13 protein-coding genes, 2 tRNA genes, 1 other RNA gene and 3 pseudogenes are annotated in these 17,534 nt (G+C 71.4%); 10 read left to right on the top strand and 9 right to left on the bottom strand.

What is annotated here, in order from left to right:
- From ABZV31_RS30295 to ABZV31_RS30280, 4 genes and pseudogenes are all read left to right on the top strand, one after another.
- Positions 1-189: pseudogene (locus tag ABZV31_RS30295) on the top strand (ABC transporter ATP-binding protein); the annotation flags it as partial.
- Between the two features lie 8 nt (positions 190-197).
- Positions 198-407, top strand: a complete 210-nt coding sequence (locus ABZV31_RS30290; RefSeq protein ID WP_355900017.1) for a hypothetical protein — start codon at positions 198-200, stop codon at positions 405-407.
- Positions 404-1,017: pseudogene (locus tag ABZV31_RS30285) on the top strand (response regulator transcription factor). The gene ABZV31_RS30290 and the pseudogene ABZV31_RS30285 overlap by 4 nt, the downstream one beginning before the upstream one ends.
- Positions 1,018-1,040: 23 nt before the next feature.
- Positions 1,041-1,113, top strand: a tRNA-Gly gene (locus tag ABZV31_RS30280).
- Between the two features lie 69 nt (positions 1,114-1,182).
- Here ABZV31_RS30280 and ABZV31_RS30275 read toward each other — a convergent pair.
- The 6 genes from ABZV31_RS30275 to ffs all read right to left on the bottom strand — a co-directional run bounded on the left by ABZV31_RS30275 (position 1,183) and on the right by ffs (position 10,223).
- Positions 1,183-2,082, bottom strand: coding sequence for a phosphoribosylaminoimidazolesuccinocarboxamide synthase (locus ABZV31_RS30275; RefSeq protein ID WP_355900015.1), 900 nt, complete (start codon positions 2,080-2,082; stop codon positions 1,183-1,185).
- A gap of 160 nt (positions 2,083-2,242) precedes the next feature.
- A complete protein-coding gene (locus ABZV31_RS30270; RefSeq protein WP_355900013.1) occupies positions 2,243-3,733 on the bottom strand; it encodes a N,N-dimethylformamidase beta subunit family domain-containing protein in 1,491 nt (496 codons plus the stop codon).
- Positions 3,734-3,958: 225 nt separating this feature from the next.
- A complete protein-coding gene (locus ABZV31_RS30265) occupies positions 3,959-5,758 on the bottom strand; it encodes a hypothetical protein (protein ID WP_355900099.1) in 1,800 nt (599 codons plus the stop codon).
- A 411-nt stretch (positions 5,759-6,169) separates the two neighbouring features.
- Positions 6,170-7,456: a phosphoribosylamine--glycine ligase gene (gene purD / locus ABZV31_RS30260; protein WP_355900011.1), complete on the bottom strand. Its 1,287-nt coding sequence runs from the start codon at positions 7,454-7,456 to the stop codon at positions 6,170-6,172.
- 133 nt (positions 7,457-7,589) lie between these two features.
- On the bottom strand, positions 7,590-10,079 hold the full coding sequence (locus tag ABZV31_RS30255; RefSeq protein WP_355900009.1) for a DNA polymerase III subunit gamma and tau: 2,490 nt from the start codon (positions 10,077-10,079) through the stop codon (positions 7,590-7,592).
- 45 nt (positions 10,080-10,124) lie between these two features.
- Positions 10,125-10,223, bottom strand: an RNA gene (gene ffs, locus ABZV31_RS30250) — signal recognition particle sRNA small type.
- A gap of 72 nt (positions 10,224-10,295) precedes the next feature.
- Here ffs and ABZV31_RS30245 point away from each other — a divergent pair.
- Positions 10,296-10,380 (top strand) — tRNA-Ser (locus tag ABZV31_RS30245).
- 91 nt (positions 10,381-10,471) lie between these two features.
- Here the strand turns inward: ABZV31_RS30245 and ABZV31_RS30240 are convergent.
- The 3 genes from ABZV31_RS30240 to ABZV31_RS30230 form a co-directional block, all read right to left on the bottom strand.
- The gene (locus ABZV31_RS30240; RefSeq protein WP_355900007.1) at positions 10,472-11,731 is read right to left on the bottom strand and encodes a hypothetical protein; all 1,260 of its coding nucleotides are present in this window, start codon (positions 11,729-11,731) and stop codon (positions 10,472-10,474) included.
- 308 nt (positions 11,732-12,039) lie between these two features.
- Positions 12,040-12,249: a DUF397 domain-containing protein gene (locus ABZV31_RS30235; RefSeq protein WP_355900005.1), complete on the bottom strand. Its 210-nt coding sequence runs from the start codon at positions 12,247-12,249 to the stop codon at positions 12,040-12,042.
- A gap of 17 nt (positions 12,250-12,266) precedes the next feature.
- Positions 12,267-12,512, bottom strand: a complete 246-nt coding sequence (locus ABZV31_RS30230) for a Scr1 family TA system antitoxin-like transcriptional regulator (protein WP_355900003.1) — start codon at positions 12,510-12,512, stop codon at positions 12,267-12,269.
- A 239-nt stretch (positions 12,513-12,751) separates the two neighbouring features.
- Between ABZV31_RS30230 and ABZV31_RS30225 the strand changes: the two genes are divergently transcribed.
- The 5 genes and pseudogenes from ABZV31_RS30225 (at position 12,752) to ABZV31_RS30205 (ending at position 17,321) form a co-directional block, all read left to right on the top strand.
- Positions 12,752-12,955 (top strand): hypothetical protein, encoded by a 204-nt coding sequence (locus ABZV31_RS30225; protein ID WP_355900001.1) that lies wholly within the window; start codon positions 12,752-12,754, stop codon positions 12,953-12,955.
- Between the two features lie 88 nt (positions 12,956-13,043).
- The gene (locus ABZV31_RS30220) at positions 13,044-13,646 is read left to right on the top strand and encodes a hypothetical protein (protein ID WP_355900000.1); all 603 of its coding nucleotides are present in this window, start codon (positions 13,044-13,046) and stop codon (positions 13,644-13,646) included.
- Positions 13,647-13,711: 65 nt separating this feature from the next.
- Positions 13,712-13,966: a hypothetical protein gene (locus tag ABZV31_RS30215; RefSeq protein WP_355899998.1), complete on the top strand. Its 255-nt coding sequence runs from the start codon at positions 13,712-13,714 to the stop codon at positions 13,964-13,966.
- Between the two features lie 510 nt (positions 13,967-14,476).
- Positions 14,477-15,751, top strand: coding sequence for a radical SAM protein (locus tag ABZV31_RS30210; RefSeq protein ID WP_355899996.1), 1,275 nt, complete (start codon positions 14,477-14,479; stop codon positions 15,749-15,751).
- Positions 15,752-16,177: 426 nt separating this feature from the next.
- Positions 16,178-17,321 (top strand): annotated as a pseudogene (locus tag ABZV31_RS30205) (UDP-N-acetylglucosamine--N-acetylmuramyl-(pentapeptide) pyrophosphoryl-undecaprenol N-acetylglucosamine transferase).
- Positions 17,322-17,534 lie beyond the last annotated feature (213 nt).

Raw genomic sequence — 17,534 nt, 5'->3', positions numbered from 1 at the left:
GCGCGAGGCGGCGACGAACGCTGCGGCACGGGGACGCCGGGCGGTGCGCGAGGCAGCGACGAACGCTGCGGCACGGGGACGCCGGGCGGTGCGCGAGGCGGCGACGAACGCTGCGGCACGGGGACGCCGGGCGGTGCGCGAGGCAGCGACGAACGCTGCGGCACGGGGACGCCGGGCGGTGCGCGGTGACGGTACGGGTGACGGAGGGACACGTGGTGCTGATGGTGGAGACAGCGGACAACGACGGGGCCAAGGCCTCCGACGCGCGGGGAGGCTCAGGGCTCGCCGGACTGCGTGAGCGGCTGGCCGTGGTGGACGGGACGCTGGAGGCGGGGCTCCTCGGCGACGGCGTTCCGGCTGGTGCCACAGGCTTGGCGCCGGCGGCGGTGCCGGGGGGCATGTCATGACAGCCCCGGTGCGTGTGCTGCTGGCCGACGACGAACACCTCATCCGCGGTGCGCTCGCCGCGCTGCTCTCCCTGAAGGACGACGTGCTGGTCGTCGCCGAGGCGGCCAGTGGACCGGAAGCGCCGGCCATGGCGCGGGCGCACGCACCCGACGTGGCCGTGCTGGATCTTCAGATGCCCGGGCGGACGGTGTGAAGGTCGCCACATCCCTGCGGGCCGAGCTGCCCGGCTGCCAGGTGCTGATCGTCACCAGCCACGGGCGGCCCGGGCATCTGAAGCGGACGCTTGCGGCGGGTGTGCGCGGGTTCGTCCCGAAGACCGTGAGCGCCCAGCGGCTCGCCGAGATCATCCGCACGGTCCATGCCGGAAACCGTTACGTCGACCCGGAGTTGGCCGCCGACGCAATCTCCGCCGGGGACTCGCCGCTGACCGCACGGGAGGCCGAGGTGCTGGAGCTCGCGGCCGACGGGGCGCCCGTCGCGGAGATCGCCGAGCGGGCCGCGCTGTCGCCGGGGACCGTGCGGAACCACCTGTCGTCGGCCGTGACCAAGCTGGGGGCGGAGAACCGGCATGCGGCCGTGCGGCTCACACGCGAGCGAGGTTGGGTATAGTTGCTCTCGCGCCACGGCGCAACGCGGACGTAGCTCAGTTGGTAGAGCGCAACCTTGCCAAGGTTGAGGTCGCGAGTTCGAGCCTCGTCGTCCGCTCTGGATCAAGACCCCGGTCTCTTCGACCGGGGTCTTTCTCATGGCCTTTCTCATGGCCTTTCTCGTGGCCTACGACCAGCTCGTGCCTGTCAGCCGCTCGTACGCCTCCACGTACTTCGCGCGGGTCGCCTCCACGATGTGCTGCGGCAGCGGCGGCGGGGGCTGCTCGCTCGTGCGGTCCCAGCCGGACTCGGCGGAGGTCAGCCAGTCGCGAACGAACTGCTTGTCGTACGACGGCTGCGCGCGGCCCGGCTGCCATTGGTCGGCCGGCCAGAAGCGGGAGGAGTCCGGGGTGAGGACCTCGTCGGCGAGGACGAGGGTGTCGCCGTCGAAGCCGAACTCGAACTTGGTGTCCGCGAGGATGATCCCCCGGTTGCGGGCGATGTCGCGGGCGCGGCTGTAGACGGCGAGAGTCGCCTGGCGCAGCCGGGCGGCGGTGTCCGCGCCGACCTGGCGGGCCACCTCCTCGTAGGAGACGTTCTCGTCGTGCTCGCCGACCGCGGCCTTGGTGGCCGGGGTGAAGATCGGGGCGGGGAGTTCCGAGCCGTCGACGAGGCCTTCGGGGAGGGCGAGGCCGCAGACGGTGCGGGACTCGTTGTACTCGGCCAGGCCCGAGCCGGTGAGGTAGCCGCGGGCCACGCACTCCACCGGGGCCATCGGCAGGGACTTGCAGACCAGGGTGCGGCCCGCCCAGTCGGCGGGGGCGCCCTCGGGGAGCTCGGTGCTCAGGACGTGGTTCGGGACCAGGTCGGCGAGCTGGTCGAACCACCACAGGGAGAGCTGCGTGAGGACACGGCCCTTGTCGGGGATCTCGGTGGGCAGCACCCAGTCGTAGGCGGACATGCGGTCGCTGGCGACCATCACGAGATCGCCCGCCTCGTTCTGGTACAGCTCGCGCACCTTGCCGGTGTGCAGATGCACCAGGCCCGGCACCTGGATCGGCTCAGGCTTTTCGACGAATCCGGACACGGTTCCTCCCCGTGGTTGAAGACAAAGGGGCGCCCGTAGGGCCCGAATGGGGTGGTGGCGGGCGACGGGTGGGCCAAGTGGCTCGATTCTCCCGTATGCGGAGGATCGGTCTTGGCCTGGGGTGGGGTCGACAGGGACGGTCAGGGTCCGGTACGTGCGTTCAGTCGCGTTTGCAGATGCGGTCCAGGAGGTTGGCGGTGGCGCGCTGGATCCGCGTGTCGACGTGGCCCGGGCGGTCCAGCGCCGGGGACCAGGCGAACGTCCCGGACGCGAAGACCAGGGCCCCGGAGGGGGCGCGGTAAAGGGACGTCTCCTGGTGACGCAGGACGCCCTCGCTGTCGGTGTACGGGGAGTGCGCGAGCAGGATGCGGTCCTGGTGGTCGGGGAGCGGGGTGCGCGGGAAGTAGCGGTCGGCCTCGCCCGCGACCAGGCCCTCGATCTCGTCGCCCTCGCGCGCTCCGGTCGCGTCCCACAGCCAGTGGTCGGCGTTGCGGACGATCAGGGGTTGCGGCTCGGGGACGCGGCCCGCGTACTGGATGCCGACCAGCTGCTGCTCTGGGCGGTCGATCTCCCGCCACAGCACCGGCCGGCCCGGACCCCTGCGCTTGCGGCAGGTCAGCAGACGGTCGGGAACGCCGGACGGGGAGGGCCCCAGCTCCACCTGCCAGTACATGGTGTTGGCGGAGAGGAAGACCAGGGACGTGCCGTGCTCGCGGGCGAGTTCGACGGTACGGCGCATGCTGATCGACCAGTACTCGTCGTGGCCGGGGAAGACCAGGCCGCGGTAGCGGGTGGAGTCGACCCGGCCGGCGTGCAGGTCGCGGGCGTCGGCGTAGGCGATGTCGTAGCCGTAGCGCTCGGCCCAGCGGATGAAGTCGTAGGCGTGACCGACGTGCAGGGGCAGACCGGCGCCCGCGTAGGGACGGTCGAAGGAGACGGTGGTCGCGGCGTCGGCCTCGCCGAGCAGGCGGCCGTGCTCGTCCCAGGCGTGGTAGAGGCTGGCGCCGGTGCGGCCGTCCTCCGGGTAGAGGTTGTAGGCCTGCCAGGTGATGTCGGGCAGCAGCAGGAGCAGGTCCGCCGGGTGGTTGTCGCGGACGGTGAACGGGACGTGGGAGCGGTAGCCGTCGGTGGTGGTCAGGACGGCGACGTACGCGCCGATGCTCCAGTACGAGGGGACCTGCAGGCGCCAGGACAGCCACCAGTGGTGGCAGGAGACCGTGCGGTCCGCGGTCAGCGGCGGGGGCTGGACGATGCCGGACAGGCGGGGGCTGGTGGTGATCTTGGCGGCGCCGTCGCCGCCGTAGTGGCCGATGCGGTAGACGTCGACGCTGAACTGCTGCGGCGGGTCGACCGTGATGTGGAAGTCGATCGCCTCGCCGGGCGTGACGGCGCCGGTGGAGGTGAAGCCCTTGATCTGGCGGCGGACGTCGTCGGCCGCGCGGGGGCCGCCGGAGGCTCGCGGGGCCGGGACCCGGGGGGCGCCGGCCGTGGCCTGCGGGGCCGGGTCGACGTACCAGGGGACGACGTGGCCGGTGTCGTCGAAGTACGTCTCGCTGCCGCGCAGCCAGGGGACGGGGCCCTGGCCGAAAGGATCCGTAACGGCGTGCGCGAGTGCTCCCGACTCCCAGCGGCGGATCTGCTCCGATCCCATGGCCGTCCCCTCCCTCGTGCCCCCGTGGTCTGTCGTGTGCCGGTGTGTGCCTGTCGTATGTCGCAAGCCCTTGCCATGCGCGCGATCGGTCCCAGCACATCACATAACGCACGCAGGCTGTCACTATTCGTTGCGAATTAGCCGAAAGTGGAAGCAGGGGGTCCGGTAACCGGGGGACGGGCGTCGGGCGGTCCGAGATGGGCTGAGCCGGGTGGGGAGAGTCCCTCACACGAGCCGTATCGGCTTCTCCGGGCGTATGCCCAGGTCGACCAGCCAGGTCCGCAACGGGATCGGGTCGCCGTCCTCGATGAGGGCGAGGACCTTGGGGGTGAGGTCGGCGGCTCTCTCCCCGTTGATCAGGAGGGAGGGCCCGTCGAGCCAGTCGAGGCCCGGGGCCGCGCCGGCGGTGTCCATCGCGGCGCAGCACACCATCGCGGTGACGTGGTCGGTGAGGAGTTCGCGGCCGGTGCGCGGGGGCTGGAGGGGGAACAGGGGCAGCGAGCCGTCGTCCCAGAGGGCGGTGCCGGCGACCTGGCCGACGGCTCCCCTCAGCTCCTTCCGCTCCGCCGGGGCGGCCGCCTCTTCGCGCGCCAGCTCCGCGCTGAGGCCCTCCGCGAGCGCCGCACTCCGCTCGTTCCCGAGGTCGGCCCCCTCCCCCTCGCCGTCCCCGCCCGTCCTCCCGCCGGCTTCGGCGGTCGCGGCGGGACCGTGGCCGTCGACGGCGTGGGACGCCGACAGGTGGTCCAGGACGCGCGCCAGGGTCGCGCCGTGCGGGTCCGGGGCCAGCGGGTCGGGAGAGCGGCGGACGCCCAGGGCGTCCAGGACCCGGTGGAGGCGGGCGGCGTCGGTGCGCCACTTGCGGTCGACGACCTCGTCCGGGTACTCCTGCCAGCCCACCGGGGACCAGTCCGGGCCGCGCCCGGCGGGGCCGCCGTGGAAGAGGCGGGCGGCCAGCAGCGAGGTGGCCTCGTCCACCGCACCGGGCTCCTCGAGCAGGTCGCAGGCGGGGCGCTCGCCGAGCCGGGAGGCGAAGCCCTCGGCCAGGCGGTCCCGTCGGGACAGCTCGGTGAGGGCCGCGACGACGCCCGCGTCCAGCCGCGAGGGCCAGCGGCCCATGCGCCAGGCGGGCAGCGCGACGCGGGTCAGCAGCCGGTCCCAGCCCGCGTACGCCAGGCCCACCTGCTCCTGGGCGACGATCCTGAGGCCGTAGTCCACAGCCTGTGCACGCTCGGCGGCCGCGGTCGCCACGCCCCGCTCCATCGCCGTCGCGTGCTCCCGGCAGCTGCGCAGCAACAGCCGGGCCACCCAGCCGAGGCCCGCGCACACCGAGCGGAACAGGGGGCAGCGGGCGCGTATCGAGGCGACGGCCACCGCCGCGTCCAGGCCCCGGACGAAACGGCGGGCGGCGGCTATGTCCGGGTGCGCGGACGGTCCCGTACCGGCGACGACCGGGGCGAGGACGGCGCGCAGCTCGCCGACGCGCATCCACCACAGGAACGGAGAGCCGATGACGAGGACGGGGGCGGCGGTGCGGCGCGCCCGGGCCGAGGGGAGACCGCGTATGCCACCGGGCTCGTCGTGGTGGTCCCGTGCGGGGTGGTCGTCCCGCGCGGGAGGGCCGTGGGCCGGGTGGCTGCGGTCCTCCAGCCAGCTGTCGCAGTCTGGAGTGAGCGCTATGGCGGACGGAGCCGGCACGTCGAGGCGGTCGGCGAGGTCGCGCACCAGGCGGTACAGATCCGGGGCGGAGGCCTCGGAGACCGGGACCGTCGGGGTCATGGCGGGGCGGGCACGGGCGACGACCACTCCGATGCCGACGGCGGCGAGCAGGACAAGGACCGCCACGGCGCTCACGGTCCACCGGGCGACGTCCCAGCCCTGGCCCACGAGGTGGCCGGTGGAGCCGCCGACGAGCAGGACCACGGCGACGGCGGCGGGCAGCAGGGCGGCGGCCAGCGCCCGGCTGCGGATGCGCAGCACGGCGAGGGCCCGGGAGCGCGCGGCGTGCGCACCGACCTCCACACCCATACTGGTCACGACCGACGTCACCCCCTCCCGACTGCCCTGGTGTTGCTCACTCCCCCACTGTGGCACCCGCCACTGACATCGCAATGCCGGTGAGCCAAGTGCCGGACCACTTGCGCCGCACCCTAGTTGGGGCCCCGGCCCCCGTCAGCCGGATAAGGCATTGGTCACTCGATGGAATGGCTTTGGTCAGAGGTGGGCGACGGACAGCAATGATCAGGCCCCGGATTTCTTCCGGGGCCTGTTTCATGCGAGGTGTCTGTTTTCTGCGGGGCCTGTGGGGCCGGCAGGCAGGTGATCAGGAGGCCGGACCGCCGGGGATCAGCCGGACCGCAGGGGATCAGCCGGACCGCCGGGGATCAGCCGGACCGCCGGGGATCAGGAGGCCGGACCGCCGGGGATCAGGGGCGTGGGCTACGCGCCCGCCGCCGCCTTCGCCGCGATGTCCGAGCGGTGCTGGGAACCGTCCAGGCGGATACGGGCGACGGCGGTGTACGCCCGGTCGCGGGCCTGGACGAGGTCCTTGCCGGTCGCGGTGACGGACAGCACGCGGCCGCCCGCGCTCAGAATGGTGTCGCCGTCGCGCCTGGTACCCGCGTGCAGGACGTACGCGTGCGGGGCGTCCAGGGCGGCCACCTCGTCCAGGCCGGTGATCGGGTCGCCGGTGCGCGGGGTGCCGGGGTAGTTGTGCGAGGCGACGACGACGGTGACGGCCGCGTCGTCGCTCCAGCGCAGGGGCGGGAGGTCGGCGAGGTTGCCCGTGGCCGCGGCCATCAGGACGCCGGCGAGCGGAGTGCGCAGGCGGGCCAGGACCACCTGGGTCTCGGGGTCGCCGAAGCGGGAGTTGAACTCGATCACGCGGACGCCGCGGCTGGTGATCGCCAGGCCGGCGTAGAGCAGGCCGGAGAACGGCGTGCCCCGGCGGCGCATCTCGTCGACGGTCGGCTGCAGCACGGTCTGCAGGACGGCGTCCACCAGCTTGGGGTCGGCCCAGGGCAGCGGGGAGTAGGCGCCCATGCCGCCGGTGTTCGGGCCCTCGTCGTTGTCCAGGGCGCGCTTGAAGTCCTGGGCGGGCTGGAGCGGGACCACGGTCTCGCCATCGGTAATCGCGAAGAGGGAGACCTCGGGGCCGTCGAGGAACTCCTCGATGACCACGCTCCCCCGCTGCCTGGACGGCGCGGGAGGTACCCCCATGCAGGCGGCGGCGTGTGCCTTGGCCGTCTCAATGTCGCCGGTGACGACGACACCCTTGCCGGCCGCAAGCCCGTCGTCCTTGACGACGTACGGGGCACCGAAGGCGTCGAGGGCCCCGGCGACCTCCTCCGGCGTCGTACAGACGTACGACCGGGCCGTCGGCACACCGGCCGCGGCCATCACATCCTTGGCGAAGGCCTTGGAGCCCTCGATCCGCGCGGCCTCCTTGGAGGGGCCGAAGACCGGGATGCCCGCCTCGCGCACGGCGTCGGCGACCCCGGCGACCAGCGGGGCCTCCGGACCGACGACCACGAGGCCGACGCCGAGCTTCGTGGCCAGCGCGGACACGGCCGCGCCGTCGAGGGCGTCGACCTGGTGCAGCTCGGCGACCTCGGCGATCCCGGCGTTGCCGGGCGCGCAGTGCAGCGCGGTGACGTCGGGGTCGAGGGACAGGGAACGGCACAGGGCGTGCTCGCGGGCGCCGCTACCGATGACGAGGACCTTCACGGGGATCAGCCTAACGGCACGGGGCCGGGTGCCTTTGTGCGGGCTTCTGAAGGGGTCGGGCCGAGGTGTTCGTATGTTCCTCTGAAGTACGCCGGTGCCGCGGTGCCCCTGGGGCTGCTCCCCCAGACCCCCGCTACTCGGTCGTGTACTCCTCCACCACCGTCGCCCCCAGCTCGCGCACGATCAGTTCGTGCCCGGAGAGGGCCGACTCGTCGAGGTCGGGGTCGTCGTCCTCGGGGATGTCGTCCTCGGGAGCGACCGGAGTCGGCTCGGAGGCCGAGGGCCGGGGCGCCTGAGCCGACGCAGGTGCGGACGCCGCCGACGGCCGGGCCGGCGAGGCGGAGGGCGAGGGCGCCGGAGCCGCGGACTGGGGGGCCGCCGTACGCTGCACGGCCGTGGCCCCGCCGCCGTAGCTGCCGCCACCGCCGTATCCACCGCCGCCGGGGCCGCCCCCGCCGAAGCCGGAGCCGGAGCCGCCGCCTCCGCCGTACCCGCCGGTGGCCGGAGGTGCCGAGCCGCCGCCCGTCGGGTCGACGATCGCCTCGATCTTCCACTGGACGTTGAACTGTTCGGCCAGCGCCTGCCGCAGCACGTCCTCGCTGCCGCTGCTCGCGAAGTTGTCGCGCGCGCCGGCGTTGACGAAGCCGAGCTGGAGGGTGGTGCCGTCGAAGCCGGTGACCTGAGCGTTCTGGCTGAGCAGGATCCAGGTGAAACGGCGGCGGTTCTTCACCGCTTCGAGGATGTTCGGCCAGAGCGAGCGCGGGTCGAGCCCGCCGCCCGCCGGGGCCGGCGCGGCGGGAGAGGCGGGAGGCGTTGCTGCCGCCGGCTGCGCGGGTGCCTGCGCGCTCGGCGCGGACTGGGGCTGTCCGCCGCCCGGGGCCGCCGCCGTGGGCCAGCCGCCGGGCCGTCGGCCACTGCCCGCGGAGGCCGCGGTGGGCCAGGCGCCGGGGGCGGAGGGCGCGGCAGCGGCCGGTGCCGTCGCGGGCGGAGCGGCCGGGGACGCGGGTGCGGAGGGAGCGGAGGGAGCAGCGGGTGCGTGCGGTTCCTGGAAGCGGTCACCGGCGGGCCCGGAGACCGCGGAGGCGCCCGCGTGCCCCATGGCCCCGGTCGACCCGCCAGAGACGCCCGGAGCGGCCGCGGAAGCCCCCGAAGGCCCGGAGGGATTGGAAGGGCTGGAAGGCCCCGAGCTGGAGGGTCCGGAGGGGCCGGAGGCCGCCCGTGCACCCGATGTGCCCGGTGCCCCGGAAGTCCCCTGCACAGCCGGCGCGCCCGGCGCGCCCGAGGCCCGTACCGCAGCCCGAGCCGCGGCGGCCCCGCCCCCCGGCGGAACCGGAGCACCCACGGCGCCCCCTGCGCCCGCGGACACCGGCCCCGCGGAGCCAAGCCCCCCGGCTGCCGCTCCCCCGTGCGCCTCCGGCCCGGGGACGTACCCCATGGCGGGCGCACCGGCTGCTGCCGAGAAGTTCACACCCCGCTCGAGCCGGTCGAGGCGGGCCATCACCGACCGCTCGTCGCGGTACGCGGCCGGCAGCAGCACGCGGGCGCAGATCAGCTCGAGCTGGAGGCGGGGCGAGGTGGCGCCGCGCATCTCGGTGAGCCCCTCGTTGACGAGGTCGGCGGCGCGGCTCAGTTCGGCGGCGCCGAAGGACCTCGCCTGGGCCTGCATCCGCTCCACCACGTCGGCGGGCGCGTCGATGAGCCCCTTCTCCGCCGCGTCCGGAACCGCGGCCAGGATCACCAGGTCCCGCAGCCGCTCCAGCAGGTCGGCCACGAACCGCCGAGGATCGTTACCGCCCTCGATCACGCGGTCGACGACCTCGAACGCGGCAGCCCCGTCCCCGGAGGCGAAGGCCTCGACGACGGAGTCGAGCAGCGAGCCGTCCGTGTAGCCGAGCAGGGAGGTGGCCATGGCGTAGGTCACACCCTGGTCCCCCGCGCCGGCGAGCAGCTGGTCCATGACGGACATGGAGTCACGCACGGACCCGGCGCCGGCGCGCACGACGAGCGGCAGCACGCCGTCCTCGACGGGGATCTTCTCCTTCTGGCACACCTCGGCGAGGTAGTCGCGCAGGGTGCCGGGGGGCACGAGCCGGAACGGGTAGTGATGGGTCCGCGACCGGATGGTTCCGATGACCTTCTCGGGCTCGGTGGTCGCGAAGATGAACTTCAGGTGCTCCGGCGGCTCCTCGACCACCTTGAGCAGCGCGTTGAAACCGGCCGACGTGACCATGTGGGCCTCGTCGATGATGTAGATCTTGTACCGGCTGCGCGCGGGCCCGAAGAAGGCCTTCTCCCGCAGGTCGCGGGCGTCGTCCACACCACCGTGCGACGCGGCGTCGATCTCGATGACGTCGATGGACCCCGGCCCGTTCCTGGCCAGGTCCTGGCACGACTGGCACTTGCCGCAGGGCGTCGGCGTGGGTCCCTGCTCGCAGTTCAGACACCGGGCGAGAATCCGGGCACTGGTCGTCTTGCCGCACCCGCGCGGGCCGCTGAACAGGTACGCGTGATTGACCCGGTTGTTCCGCAGCGCCTGCTGCAGCGGGTCAGTGACATGCTCCTGCCCGATGACCTCGGCGAACGACTCCGGGCGATAGCGGCGGTACAGCGCGAGAGACGACACGCATACGAGGTTATAGGCGCGCACCGACAACAGTCCCTGCCCGCAAACGCAAGCGCCCCCCACGCACCCGCCAGAGCCGACCTACCCTTGCTGCCTTCCGGCCCTGGGGGAGTTCAGTCAGATAGCGCCGCGTGAGGGGCTTCGCAAAGCCTACCCGATGCCGGCGGGAGGGAACGAGTTCGCGAGCACTCCACTCGGTCATGTAATGTTTCCGGCGGAGGATTCGCCTAGAGGCCTAGGGCGCACGCTTGGAAAGCGTGTTGGGGGCAACCCCTCACGAGTTCGAATCTCGTATCCTCCGCAGCCGCCCACTTGGGCACACGAAGGCTCCGACCGGATCTCGGTCGGAGCCTTCGTCGTTCCGTGGTTGCAGTTTTGGTTGCAGTTCCCGGCTACCGCCCGTTGCGCACGGCACGGCAGACGCGGCAGTACATCGCCGCGTACCGCCCATACCTGTGCATCAGCTGGCCGCAGCCGGCGCACGGCCCCAGCTCCCACGTCGGACATCCCAGCGCGACGGACGCTGCGGCCCGCTCTACTGGTGTGATCCGCATCGCCTTGTGGGAGCCCTGCACTGGCATGGCGGGGAGGGTGAAGCCGCCGGTCGGCTGGCCAAGGTCGCGCAGGGGTCGGGCGTCGCTGACGAACCAGCCTTCTTCTCCTGCCCGGCACGTGCGGTCGATCTCCTGCTCGGCGAAGGTGATCACGTCGTCGTCCTCTTCGGCCGAGGCCGGAGGCAGAGGGCTCCGTTCACCGACGATCTCCTCCCACAGCATGCGGTCGTCCGCCGACACCCACATGTGCCGACCGGCCCGGCCATTGCCGCGGCTGGGCACGTAGACCGGGACGCTCTCCCCCGTGGCGCTCTGCAGGACCAGGTCTTCGATGTGGACCGGCTTCTTCTCGGGCACGCACAGCGCGGGCACGAACCAGTCGGCGTGAATCGCGCCACAGTGACCGGCGCCCTCGCCGACGAGGCAGTGGCGGTCGCTGCTCGGTATGCACTTCCAGACCTGCAGGTGACGGTATCCGCCACGGATCACCATTTCCTTGCCGTCGGCGATGTCCTTCCACGGCAAGTCGACGCGTGCCCATGGCGCACGGTCGATCAGGGAAGCCGTCCGGTCCTTCGCGACCCAGAGGGGTGTGATGCCGTTCTCCACGGCGTTGACGGAGCGGCGGTGCACGCTGCTGGGGCTGATGTGGTGGTACTGGATCTCCCAGCCGATCCGTATGCCGCTGGGACCGGCGACGACGGCGTCCGTGACGCTCCGCCGGTCGGCTACGGGAACCTCGGCCTCGGAGTCGAGCCCGTACCGCGCAGCGGTTTCGACGACGCGCTCCTTCGTGGCCTTGTGCTGAGCGCTCTCCGCCGGGGTCGGCTTGTGTGTAACCGGTAGGTGAGAGGCGACCAGGGGCCTACGCCCGCCTACCCGCCCTCGGCGGATGAACATCCACGGGGACTTCCCGCCTGCCTCCGACTGGCACTCCCGCCCCTCGTGGTGCGCCAGGCATTCGAGCAGTTGCGGGTCGCGGTCGGTGATGCTCGCGGTGATCTCGCGGAGCAGCTCCGGACGGCCCGGATGCCCGAGATCGGGTAACGACAGATTGATCTCTATGCCATATCTGGTGTGCCACACACCGTTCGCCATTCCTCCACGATAGGAACGACCACTGACACTCAACAGGGCGTGAAGCAGGGGGACATGGCGGAAGCCAGCCCCCTCGCACTGCCCTGCAGCGGGATAGAAGTCCTGTCCATGCGGCATCCGCCGGTTGCCGCAGACATCGAGCGTCTCCCAAGCTTCGGGTGGCCCTTCTCGCAACTCCGCACGAAGAGCCACTTTCTCGTCCGTGGAAGCGCTGTAGCACCGGTTGCGCAGCTTGCCGCGAACATGCGCCTCCGGGCTGCCCACCTTGCGCTCGGCTTCAACTGATACGAGTCATACGGCTGTGTGCATCACCTGTCGACGACCCCGTGAACGAACGCTGCGAACGAAGCCCCGTCGACAAGCAGCGCGGGCCCCTGAGGGGCCTTGCTGTCGCGGATCGCGACTCCGGCGTATGTCGTGTCCGTGAGGTCGGCTATCTCAACGCAGTTGTTGCCGGCGCCGTCAGAGTAGGACGACTTGAACCAGCGCGCGCCGGCGTCGGTGAGTTCGGGTGCCATGTGGGTACGGGACTGGGTCATTTGCTGATCTCTCGGGTGAGTTGGTGCAGGAACGCGGGCGTGTCCTCCGGCGGCAGCGCTGACGCCGTGAGGGCGTTGAACTTCCGGGTGAACCGTCCGACCTCGCGTGGCTTGTCGGAGACCGACGTCGCGCTCCACGCGTTGTCGACCTGCACTGATGTCGGCATGCCGTCGTCCAGGTGCAGGATGGTGAAGTCGTGCACGGACAGGTAGGGCGGGTGCGGCTTGAGGTCAACGACCACTCACCGTCCGCGGTGCCAGAACCGGGACGCGTCGGCCCGGACTCGGAGGGTGGGCGGGGCCTCTGGCTCGTGGACGTGCTCGTCGACGAGCTCGGCGGGACCTGGGGGTTCACCGCCGACGGGACGACGGCCTGGTGCGTCTTTCCCGTAGTGCCCCAGTTCTCGGACGTCGGTCACGGAGGCCGTTCGCGGAGTCAAAACCACAGCCTCGGATCGAAGCGCAGGCGCCGATGAACCCGGTGCCCAGAGACACGATCCGTCAACACGCCCGCGCCCGGCGGACGGGACTGGCGCCCCTGTGGTGGGGCCTTCGCCATCCGCTCCGACTCCTGCGGCGCTACGGCTTCGGCTGGTTCCAGTTCGCCCTGCTGGTCATGCCCGTTCTGCTCACCTTCTGGCTCGTCGTCGATCCCGTCGACTTCTGCTTTCTGCTTCGCCCGTAGGGACACGCGGCCGTCGCCAGGCGCCACCCGACTGTGCGCCCGCATCTCAGCTCCCCGTCTCAACATCACACCCTTCAAGGAGTTCTGCATGCCTCAACACCCAGCTGCCACCTCGCACCGCGTACCGCTGCAGAAGGACTTCGTCGCCGACCTGGTTCGGTGCGCCGCGTCGCTGCCCGAGTGGCAGCTCACCGAGGGCCTGCTGTCCGAGAAGTCCGCCACTGCCTACCGGCAGGTCCTGGCGGGCCTCCCCCAAACTCCCAAATTCGTCGCCACATGCGACCGCTTGCTGAACGACCCGAGGGGCGAGGGCTTCGCCGTCCTGGAACTGGCCGAGCTTCTCGACGCGGCTGGCACCGAGGAGGCCGGCCTGCGGGCCGTGACGGCGCTGGTCTCCCTGATCGCCAATCCGCTGCGTGCCTTCGACCGGTGGCCGCTGTGGAAGCCGCTGGGCACCAACCTGACGATCGACCCGATGCGCGCGACGGGCACCGGCTACAACCCGATGCACATCGACGTCGTGAACTCCACCTTGCCGCCCGACTACAGCGCCCTTCTGTGCGTACGCCCCGATCCCAGGGGCCAGGGCCACAGCCTCGTCTCGCAGGTCCGCCGCGCCGTGGACCGGCTCAGCTACGCGGATGCCGAGCGGTTGACGCACACGCGTTTCGAGGAGACTTCTACGACCTGACCGGTGTCGGCGAGGAGTGGAACCCGTTCCCCGTCATCGACGGGCTGCCGCCACTGAAGGGCTTCGTGCGGTTCACCGCGAAGATGCTCGCCGGCGCCGATCCCGACGACCCGTACATCAAAGCGGTCTGGGCCCTGGAGCGCGAGCTCGTCCTCGGGCAGCGGAAGTTCCTGCTCGGCAGGGGCGACCTGCTCATCGTGAACCAGCATCTGTGCTGTCACGGGCGCGAGGCGCTCGGGGAAGGGCAGGAGGACGTGCCCGAGGACGAGCGCTGGCTCCTCCTGCAGATCTTCCTGCGCCGCGCGGAGGCCGTGGCATGACCGAGGCCGTGTTGATCCCCACCCCGGTCGTTGGCGTGTCGGCCCGTCCGCGGATCACACTGACGGTGTGGCTGGCCGACCTCACGTACACCCAGCAGGCGATCTCAGCGGAGACGATGCCGCAGGCGATCGGCGGCCTGGCCACCTACGCCGCGACGAAACTGGACCTCGCTCACCCGGTCCGGATCTTCAAGTACCCGGAGGCCCTCGCGGCCGCGCTGGAGGAGGCCGACCCGCCCGACGTGATCGGGTTCTCGCACTACATCTGGAACAAGCCACCTGTCCCTTGCGTTCGCCGAGCTGATCAAGAAGCGGTTCCCGGAGACAACCGTCGTCCTCGGAGGCCCCCACTACCCGCTCCGCCTGCCCGAGCAGACCGCGTTCTGGCGCGAACGCCTCGAAGGAAAGGCCGACTTCTACATCGACGGGGAGGGGGAAGCGGCCTTCGCCGACCTGCTCGGCACCCTCAACGACTTCGACCGCGCCGAGGTCCGCGGTCACATCGCCGGCGTGCACTGCCTCGGGGACGACGGTCGACTCCACGCACCACCGCCGCGCCTGCGCATCCACGACCTGTCTTCCGTTCCCTCCCCGTACCTGGTCGGCCTCATGGACGAGTTCTTCGACGGCAGGCTCGTCCCGACCATGCAGACCAATCGCGGCTGCCCGTTCAAAAAGTGCACCTTCTGCCAGGAGGGAACGGCGTACTTCCAGCGAGTCGCCAAGAAGCGTGCCCAGCAGGTCCGCGACGAGCTGCACTACATCGGCCGCCGCATGAAGCCGCTCCTGGAAGCGGGGACGGCTCGCAACGAGCTCCTGGTCACCGACAGCAACTTCGGCATGTTCCCCGAGGACCAGGAGACCTGCCGGGTGATCGCCGAGTGCCAGCGGCTGTACGGCTGGCCGCGTGTCGTCAACGTCACGACCGGCAAGAACCAGCGCGACCGCGTCCTGTCCGCCGTCGCCCAGATCCCCGGCGCGATCAGCCTGTCCGGCGCCGTGCAGTCCCTCGACCCCGATGTGCTGCGCCGGATCGCCCGGTCGAACATCGACGCCGGGAAGCTCATGGAGATCGCGCTCGCCGCACAGGATGCCGGAACGGGAACCTACAGCGAGGTGATCCTCGCCCTGCCCGGCGACTCCAAGACCAGGCACCTAGGCACGCTGCGCCAGCTGGTGGACGCCGGCTTCGACCGACTGAACATGTTCCAGCTCACGCTGCCGGGCAGCGAGATGTGCACCGAGGCGTACCGCCGCGAGCACGGCCTGGTCACCAGGTGGCGCGTCATGCCGCGCTGCTACGGCGCCTACAGCGTGCTCGGCGAGGAGCTGCGTGCCGCCGAGCTGGACGAGGTGTGCGTCACAGTGCCCGACATGCCGTACGAGGACTACCGGGAGTGCCGCGTGATGAACCTGCTCCTGGCCGCCCTCTACAACGGCGGTGTCTTCGCCGTCCTCCTGGCCATCCTGCGCGCCCACCAGATATCGCCCATGACCTGGCTGGAGCGAGCCCGGAGCCTGCCCCACGGCCCTGCCTTGACCGACGTCCTGAAGGAGTTCGAGGCAGAGACCGACGAACAGCTGTATACGACCGCGAGGCGCTGTTGTCGTACGCGACCAAGAACGTCGACCGGTACGTGGATGGCCACCTGGGCAACAATCTGCTCTACACCTACCGGACCCGGATCCTCTCCGAGGCCCTGGAGGACACCACCGACCTCGCCGCACGCGCCTGCCTCGCCGTGCTCCGCGACATCGGTGTCGGAACCGGTGGCGGCACCCTGATCGAGGCGCTCTTACGCGAGGGCGCCGACCACCACCGCCTGGTGTCTCCGAGATCTTCCGCCCCGACCCGCCGGAGGTCCTGCGCCAGACAGCCCGCTTCGACCTCGACGCGCTGCTCGCGGCGGCACGGCGCAGGGAGAACATCCGCGATCCCCGCCGGTTCCGCCTCACCGAACCGGCCGTCCGCGAGTACCGCCTCAACGACGCCCAGCGACGCACCCTGCGCACCTATCTCAGTCAGTTCGGCACGACGCCCTGGGGCATCGGACGTCTCCTCACGAAAATCCGTCTGCCTGATATCGTCCGCCAAGTCCGATTGTCCCCAGGCCCGGGCACACCCCCGGCGCCAGCCGGAACGGAAAGCCCCACCACGTGACCAGCGCAGACCTCGACCACCGTCTCGCCGCCCTCGGCCGGCCGTTCCGGCTGATCGTCACAGGTGGCGGGACGGGCGGCCACACCTACCCCGCGCTCACCGCGATCCGCACCACCAGCGCCCGGCTCGACCGCCTCGGCGTCGGCCTGGACGTGCTGTGGGTCGGCACCGCCACCGGCCTCGAGGCCCGGGTCACCGAGAGGGAGGGCGTCCCCTTCAAGACCGTGGCAACCGGCAAGATCCGCCGCTCCAGCAACCCGTTCAAGCTCGCCTCACCTGCGAACATCAAGGACATGGGCCGCGTCCCGCTGGGCGCGGCCCAGGCCCGCACGATCGTCTCCGACTTCAGACCGGATGTGGTGTTGTCGACCGGCGGGTACGTGGCAGTTCCAGTCGGCCTGGCCGCCAGGTTCTGCCGTCGCCCACTGGTAATCCACGAACAGACGGTTCGCCTGGGCCTGGCCAACCGCGCCCTGGCCCGGGCGGCAACCCGCGTCGCCGTCTCGTCGGAGTCGACGCTGGCCCTGTTGCCGGACCCGGTCCGCGCGAACGCCGTCGTCACGGGCAACCCAGTCCGCCCGGAGGTCCTGACCGGACAGCCGGAGAAGGCGATCACCGCCGCTCGGGCTCACCGGTTTCAACCGCACCCTGCCCACCGTCTACGTAACCGGCGGCGCCCAGGGGTCCGTCCAGATCAACTCCGTCATCCGCGCGGTCCTGCCCTGGTTGCTCACCCAGGCCAACGTCATCCACCAGTGCGGCGCCGCGTCGATCGAGGAGGTTCGCCGGTACGCCGCCCAGCTCCCGAACGACATCAGACCGCGCTACCTGGTCACTGACTTCGTCGGCACGGAGCTGCCCGACGTCCTCGCTCTCGCCGATGTCGTGATCTCCCGCAGTGGCGCGGGGACGATCGCCGAGCTCACCGCCCTGGGCAAGCCGTCCGTCCTCATACCCCTGGCGACATCGGCCGGCAACGAGCAGGAGCACAACGCCCTGCACCTTCAGGAAGCTGGTGCCGCCGTCGCCCTGTTGCGGGATGCCGTCACACCCGAGGGCCTTCGTGACGCCGTCGCCCCGCTCATCTCCTCACCCGGCTGGTGCCAGCACAGGGCACAGCAGGCCCGCTCCCTGGGACGTCCGGATGCCGCAGACCGCCTGGCGGAGGTGTTGCTGGACGTGGCCACCGGTTGAACCTGGGCGCTGTCCGCACCCTCAGACGGGCCCACCCTGGCCAGCTACTTGATCAACAGGGTTCCTTCACACTCCACGCACCTGCACGTAGCCCTCCACGAGGTGCTGCCCGCAATCGCTACCACTGGAGGGCTGCTACCAAGGTGGTCGACGCAGGGCCGGCCCCAGAGGGGCACCCGTCGACGGGATACCCCCTCTCACCTGGACACCACC

The sequence above is a fragment of the Streptomyces sp. NPDC005202 genome, assembly GCF_040608235.1.
Lineage (GTDB): Bacteria > Actinomycetota > Actinomycetes > Streptomycetales > Streptomycetaceae > Streptomyces.
Note: the sequence above shows the minus strand (reverse complement) of the source record. Positions and strands in the feature narration are given on the sequence as shown.